Below are 5,901 nucleotides of genomic sequence, written 5' to 3'. Positions count from 1 at the left end.
GGCCGGATGTGTGTATGGTCACTTTGCGACGCTAGGCCAACTCGCCTCGAACGTAACGCTTGGACCGATTCGCACACCGGTGAAACCTGCTGTGCGACGGCTGTACGCCCTTGACAGCGGGATGTTTCATTGTCGACACATCGTGCCGGGTCCGGCGGATTGTGTTGCTGCGGACCGCCGACACGCCATAGAGTCGCCAACCGTCGGCATGGTGCCACGCTGACCTTGTCTAGAAGTTTCCTGGTCACCAAGGAGGTAAGACGACTTGTGAATGAGTCGACATTTTCTCCCGGAGGTGGTCGACCAGGATTGCGCGGAGAGGGCCAGGGTCCCGAGGGACACGAGGCCGTCGGCTCCGTCGCGGTGCGCACCTTCGCAGCCCACCAGAGTCCGGTTCCGCAGACGGCCCGGAGAGCACACCAGAGCATGGATGGCCAACACGTGAACGCCATGGCCGGCGACGGAAGTGGCGCGCCCCGCAACCACTTCGCCGACTACGACGAACTGCCCGAGGGGCACTTCTACGACCCCGACGCCGAGTACGAGCCCGATCCGGAGTACGCGGCCACGCTCGCGCCCGACGCGGCACGTCAGCGCCGTGAGCGCGTCGGCCCGACCGGGCGCCCGCTGCCGTACTTCCCGATCCCGGGCCCGCTGACCGACCACGGCCCCGCGAAGATCATCGCCATGTGCAACCAGAAGGGCGGCGTCGGCAAGACCACGTCGACCATCAACCTGGGTGCGGCCCTCGCGGAGTACGGACGACGCGTGCTGCTCGTGGACTTCGACCCGCAGGGCGCGCTGTCGGTTGGTCTGGGCGTCAACCCGATGGAGCTGGACCTCACCGTCTACAACCTGCTCATGGAGCGGGGCATGTCGGCCGACGAGGTCCTGCTGAAGACGGCGGTCCCCAACATGGACCTGCTGCCCTCCAACATCGACCTGTCCGCCGCCGAGGTGCAGCTGGTCTCCGAGGTCGCGCGCGAGTCCACGCTCCAGCGCGCCCTGAAGCCGCTGATGGACGACTACGACTACATCGTCATCGACTGTCAGCCCTCGCTTGGCCTGCTCACCGTCAACGCGCTGACCGCCGCGCACAAGGTGATCGTGCCGCTGGAGTGCGAGTTCTTCGCGCTGCGCGGTGTGGCCCTGCTGACCGAGACCATCGAGAAGGTCCAGGAGCGGCTCAACCCCGAGCTGGAGCTCGACGGCATCCTGGCCACGATGTACGACTCGCGCACGGTCCACAGCCGCGAGGTGCTGGCCCGCGTGGTCGAGGCGTTCGACGACCACGTCTACCACACGGTCATCGGACGCACGGTCCGCTTCCCGGAGACCACGGTCGCCGGTGAGCCGATCACCACGTACGCCTCCAACTCCGTCGGTGCCGCCGCCTACCGCCAGCTCGCCAGGGAGGTGCTCGCCCGGTGTCACGCCGAGTGAGTCTGCCCGGAGCCGACGAACTGTTCCGTACGACAGGGGGGATGGGGCTCCAGTCCTCCTCGCCCCGGCGCGGACCCGGCGGTGAGCCGCGGGTGCCCGCACCGGCGGGGGAGAGCGACCCCGCCGCGACGGCGCAGGACGCCCCGCAGTCGGTGCCCGTCCAGGGCGGCGACGGCGAGGGCGCCGAGCACACCGCGGCGGCCGGCCCGGAACCCGACGGGTCCGGCGAGTCCCGTATCCGGCCCGCCCGGCGGCAGAGCGAGACGGACGACTCCGACGCCGAGCAGCCCCGCAAGCGCGGCCGGGCGGCCGCCCGGCGGCCCAGCGGACGCGAGCGGCACGACGAGAAGATCACCGTGTACGTCTCCGCCGAGGAACTCATGGACCTCGAACACGCCCGCCTGGTCCTGCGCGGCGAGCACGGCCTCGCCGTCGACCGCGGCCGGATCGTCCGCGAGGCGGTCGCCGTGGTCCTCGCCGACCTGGAGTCACGCGGCGAAGCGAGCATCCTGGTCCGGCGGCTGCGGGGGCGCTAGCCGCTCCTCGTACCGGTCGGCCGATACCCTGCGAGCCCCATGAACGCGCACCGCACCGCCACCCCTGGCCCGAGACGCCCGCTGGGCCGGGGCCCGGACACCGCAGCTCCGGACCCGGCCCCCGAGGCTCCCGCGTCCGACTCCCCGGCGGCCGGGGCTCCGCTGCCCGACCGGGTCTTCAAGGTCCGGCTCGACAACTTCGAGGGCCCCTTCGACCTGCTCCTCCAGCTCATCGCCAAGCACAAGCTGGACGTCACCGAGATCGCCCTGTCCAGGGTCACCGACGAGTTCATGGCGCACATCCGGGCCATGGGAGCCGACTGGGACCTGGACCGGACCACCGGGTTCCTGGTCGTCGCCGCCACCCTGCTCGACCTCAAGGCCGCCCGGCTGCTGCCCGCCGCCCAGGTCGAGGACGAGGCCGACCTCGCCCTGCTGGAGGCGCGGGACCTGCTCTTCGCCCGGCTGCTCCAGTACCGGGCCTACAAGCGGATCGCCGACATCTTCAACGAGCGGCTGGACGACGAGAGCCTGAGGCACCCCCGTACCGTCGGTCTGGAACCGGCCCACGCCGAGCTGCTGCCCGAGGTCGTCATCAGCATCGGACCCGAGGGGTTCGCGCGGCTCGCGGTCAAGGCGATGCAGCCGAGGGCCAGGCCGCAGGTGTACGTCGACCACATCCACGCCCCGCTGGTGAGTGTGCGGGAGCAGGCCGGGATCGTCGTCGCCCGGCTGCGCGAGACCGGCGCGGCCGACTTCCGCGCGCTGGTGGCCGACACCGACGACACCCTCACCGTCGTCGCCCGCTTCCTCGCCCTGCTGGAGCTGTACCGCGACAAGGCCGTGGCCCTGGAGCAGGAGACCGCGCTCGGCACCCTGCTCGTCCGCTGGACCGGCGGGGAGACGGCGGCCCCGACCGTCACCGACGAGTTCGACCGGCCCGCCGAGGCACCGAGGACCAGGGAGCGCAAGACATGAAGCACCAGGACACGGACGAGCGCGTCGCCGCCCTCGGTCTCAAGCCCGCCCTGGAGGCCGTCCTGATGGTCGTGGACGAGCCCGCGACCGAGGAACACCTCGCACGCGTCCTCCAGCGGCCCAGGCGCCAGGTGGCGGCCGCCCTGCGCGAGCTGGCCGACGAGTACACCGCCGGGGGCCGGGGCTTCGAACTGCGCTTCGTCGCGGGCGGCTGGCGTTTCTACACCCGCGCCGCGTACGCGCCCGCCGTCGAACGCCTCGCGCTGGAGGGCCAGACGGCCCGGCTCACCCAGGCCGCCCTGGAGACCCTCGCGGTCGTCGCGTACCGCCAGCCGGTCGGCCGCAGCCGGGTCTCCGCCGTACGCGGGGTCAACTGCGACGGCGTGATGCGGACCCTGCTCCAGCGCGGTCTGGTCGCCGAGGCGGGCACGGAACCCGAAACAGGTGCGATCCTGTACGTGACGACGAACTATTTCCTGGAGCGGATGGGCCTGCGCGGCTTGGACGAGCTTCCGGAACTCGCGCCCTTCCTCCCCGAGGCGGAGGCGATCGAGGCGGAGACCCAGGAGGGAGTCCCGTCGTTCGACCCGGACGCGCCCGACGCGGCCGGCGGTCAGGACGCAGACGACTAAGACGGAAACCTTGATGCGAAGCAGCGGCAGCGGCAGGAACAGCGGACGCGGTAACCCCCGCGGCGACGACCGGGACGAGCGCAAGGGGCAGGGCCGCCCCAGCAAGCCCCGTCCGGAGGAGCGCCGCTACGACGTGGGTCCCGGCGCCACGAAGGACGGCCCGAAGTCCGGCCGTGGCGGCGCGGCGCGCGGCGGCGCCAAGGGCGGCCCCAGGCAGTCCCAGCAGGCGGGGAGCGGCCGTACGGCGCCCGGCCGCTCACGTGAGTTCGAGACGCGGGCCGAGGAGCGCAACCGGGAGCGGTACGAGGGCAGGAAGGACGTCAGGCCGCCGAAGACCTTCCCCGGCGCCGAGCAGGAGGGCGAGCGCCTCCAGAAGGTCCTCGCCCGCGCGGGCTACGGCTCGCGGCGCGCCTGCGAGGAACTGATCGAGCAGTCCCGCGTCGAGATCAACGGCGAGATCGTGCTGGAGCAGGGCCGCCGCGTCGACCCGGAGAAGGACGAGGTCAAGGTCGACGGGCTGACCGTCGCCACCCAGTCGTACCAGTTCTTCTCGCTGAACAAGCCCGCCGGTGTGGTCTCCACGATGGAGGACCCCGAGGGCCGCCAGTGCCTCGGGGACTACGTCACCAACCGCGAGACCCGGCTCTTCCACGTGGGCCGGCTCGACACGGAGACCGAGGGCGTCATCCTGCTCACCAACCACGGCGAGCTGGCACACCGCCTGACCCACCCGAAGTACGGCGTGCAGAAGACGTATCTCGCGCACATCGTCGGCCCGATCCCGCGCGACCTCGGCAAGCGGCTGAAGGACGGCATCCAGCTGGAGGACGGCTACGCCCGCGCCGACCACTTCCGGGTGGTCGAGCAGACCGGCAAGAACTACCTGGTCGAGGTGACCCTGCACGAGGGCCGCAAGCACATCGTGCGCCGGATGCTGGCCGAGGCGGGCTTCCCCGTCGACAAGCTGGTCCGCGTCTCCTTCGGCCCGATCACCCTCGGCGACCAGAAGTCGGGCTGGCTGCGCCGCCTGTCCAACACCGAGGTCGGCATGCTGATGAAGGAAGTCGACCTCTAGGACCCTTGGAGGCGGGGTCTTGCCGCCGGTGACGGTCCGGCTTTATGGTCAACCTGACGATTAGTCGGGGGGCCGTGCGGCCGGACCAACGGGGGCCGGGTCATGGGCGCCCGGAAGGACTTGACCCATGACCACCGCACCCGCGGCCAAGCGCGCCGCCGCCGGTTCGCTGCTCGGCCTCGCCCTCGGCGACGCGCTGGGCTTCCCGGCCGAGTTCGACGACGTGCCCTCCATCCTCGCCACGTGCGGACCCTGGCGGGAGATGGAGCTGCCGGGCCGCGCCTTCGTCTCCGACGACACGCAGATGACCCTCGCGCTCGGGCGCGCACTCCGTACCGCCATGGGCCGGGGCCCGCTCGCGCCGGGGCGGCTCCAGCGGCCGCTGCGTGCGGAGTTCGTCGACTGGTACCGGTCCCCGGAGAACGACCGCGCCCCCGGCCGCACCTGTCTCACGGCCTGCGCGCTGCTGGAGGAGGAGGGGCGGGACTGGCGGGACGCGAGCCAGATCGGCTCCAAGGGCTGCGGCGCCAACATGCGGGTCGCCCCGCTCGGCCTCGCCCCCGGTCTGAGCGCCGGACAGCGCTCCGGCGCCGCCCAGTCGCAGTCCGCCCTCACCCACGGCCACCCCACCGCGCTGGCCGCCTCCGACCTCACCGCGCACGCCGTGTGGCTGTTGGCCCGGGGCACCGACCCCGCCGGACTCGTCGGCCGGCTGCGCTCGTACGCCCTCGACCACCGCACCCACTACGACCGCACCTGGCTCGGCGACCTGTGGACCCGCGGCCACGACCCGAGCCCCGAACACTTCATCGCCCGGGGCTGGGACGAATGCCTGGCCGTCCTGGACCGCCTCGGGCACGCGGTCCGCACGGTCTCCCCGGAGACCGACCCGTGCCTGGCCACCGGCGAGGGCTGGACCGCGGAGGAAGCGCTGGCCACCGGGCTGCTGTGCTTCCTGCTCTTCCCCGGCGACCCCGTCCTGGCGCTGCGCCGGGCCGCCTGCACCTCCGGCGACTCCGACTCCATCGCCTGCCTGACCGGCGCCTTCGCGGGCGCCTGGCTGGGCGCGGACGCCTGGCCGGCGGCCTGGGTGGACCGCGTCGAGCACCGGGACGAACTCCTGGAGCTGGGCGCGCTCTGGGACGCCTAGGTGTACTGACCCGGGAGGTTGTGGACGGGTGAGTCAGGTCTCGGTTCAGGGGTCTTGAACGGGTGAGGGCCTTCCGGTTCGGTGTGG

Annotated in this window: 6 protein-coding genes; all 6 read left to right on the top strand. The window is 72.0% G+C overall.

The window, feature by feature from the left end:
* Nucleotides 1–450: 450 nt before the first annotated feature.
* Nucleotides 451–1,443 carry a ParA family protein gene (locus tag ACFWN1_RS31000; RefSeq protein ID WP_381072978.1) on the top strand — a complete coding sequence of 331 codons (993 nt, stop codon included), beginning with the start codon at nt 451–453 and terminating at the stop codon, nt 1,441–1,443.
* Nucleotides 1,428–1,979, top strand: coding sequence for a hypothetical protein (locus tag ACFWN1_RS30995; RefSeq protein WP_384369326.1), 552 nt, complete (start codon nt 1,428–1,430; stop codon nt 1,977–1,979). The genes ACFWN1_RS31000 and ACFWN1_RS30995 overlap by 16 nt, the downstream gene beginning before the upstream one ends.
* Nucleotides 1,980–2,018: 39 nt before the next feature.
* A complete protein-coding gene (locus ACFWN1_RS30990; protein WP_384369323.1) occupies nt 2,019–2,957 on the top strand; it encodes a segregation and condensation protein A in 939 nt (312 codons plus the stop codon).
* Entirely contained in the window at nt 2,954–3,589 is a 636-nt protein-coding gene (gene scpB / locus ACFWN1_RS30985; protein WP_384369320.1) for an SMC-Scp complex subunit ScpB, read from the top strand. The genes ACFWN1_RS30990 and scpB overlap by 4 nt, the downstream gene beginning before the upstream one ends.
* A 13-nt stretch (nt 3,590–3,602) precedes the next feature.
* On the top strand, nt 3,603–4,664 hold the full coding sequence (locus ACFWN1_RS30980; RefSeq protein ID WP_384369317.1) for a pseudouridine synthase: 1,062 nt from the start codon (nt 3,603–3,605) through the stop codon (nt 4,662–4,664).
* A 127-nt stretch (nt 4,665–4,791) separates the two neighbouring features.
* Entirely contained in the window at nt 4,792–5,814 is a 1,023-nt protein-coding gene (locus ACFWN1_RS30975) for an ADP-ribosylglycohydrolase family protein (protein ID WP_384369314.1), read from the top strand.
* The last annotated feature ends 87 nt before the right edge of the window (nt 5,815–5,901 follow it).

This window comes from Streptomyces sp. NPDC058459 (assembly GCF_042721685.1).
Taxonomy (GTDB): Bacteria; Actinomycetota; Actinomycetes; order Streptomycetales; family Streptomycetaceae; genus Streptomyces.
This window is presented reverse-complemented; position numbering and strand designations above follow the sequence as displayed.

Coding starts and splice junctions, on each gene's coding strand:
- ACFWN1_RS31000 (WP_381072978.1), top strand. CDS start 451: ATGGCCGGCGACGGAAGTGGCGCGCCCCGCAACCACTTCGCCGACTAC.
- ACFWN1_RS30990 (WP_384369323.1), top strand. CDS start 2,019: ATGAACGCGCACCGCACCGCCACCCCTGGCCCGAGACGCCCGCTGGGC.
- scpB (WP_384369320.1), top strand. CDS start 2,954: ATGAAGCACCAGGACACGGACGAGCGCGTCGCCGCCCTCGGTCTCAAG.
- ACFWN1_RS30980 (WP_384369317.1), top strand. CDS start 3,603: ATGCGAAGCAGCGGCAGCGGCAGGAACAGCGGACGCGGTAACCCCCGC.
- ACFWN1_RS30975 (WP_384369314.1), top strand. CDS start 4,792: ATGACCACCGCACCCGCGGCCAAGCGCGCCGCCGCCGGTTCGCTGCTC.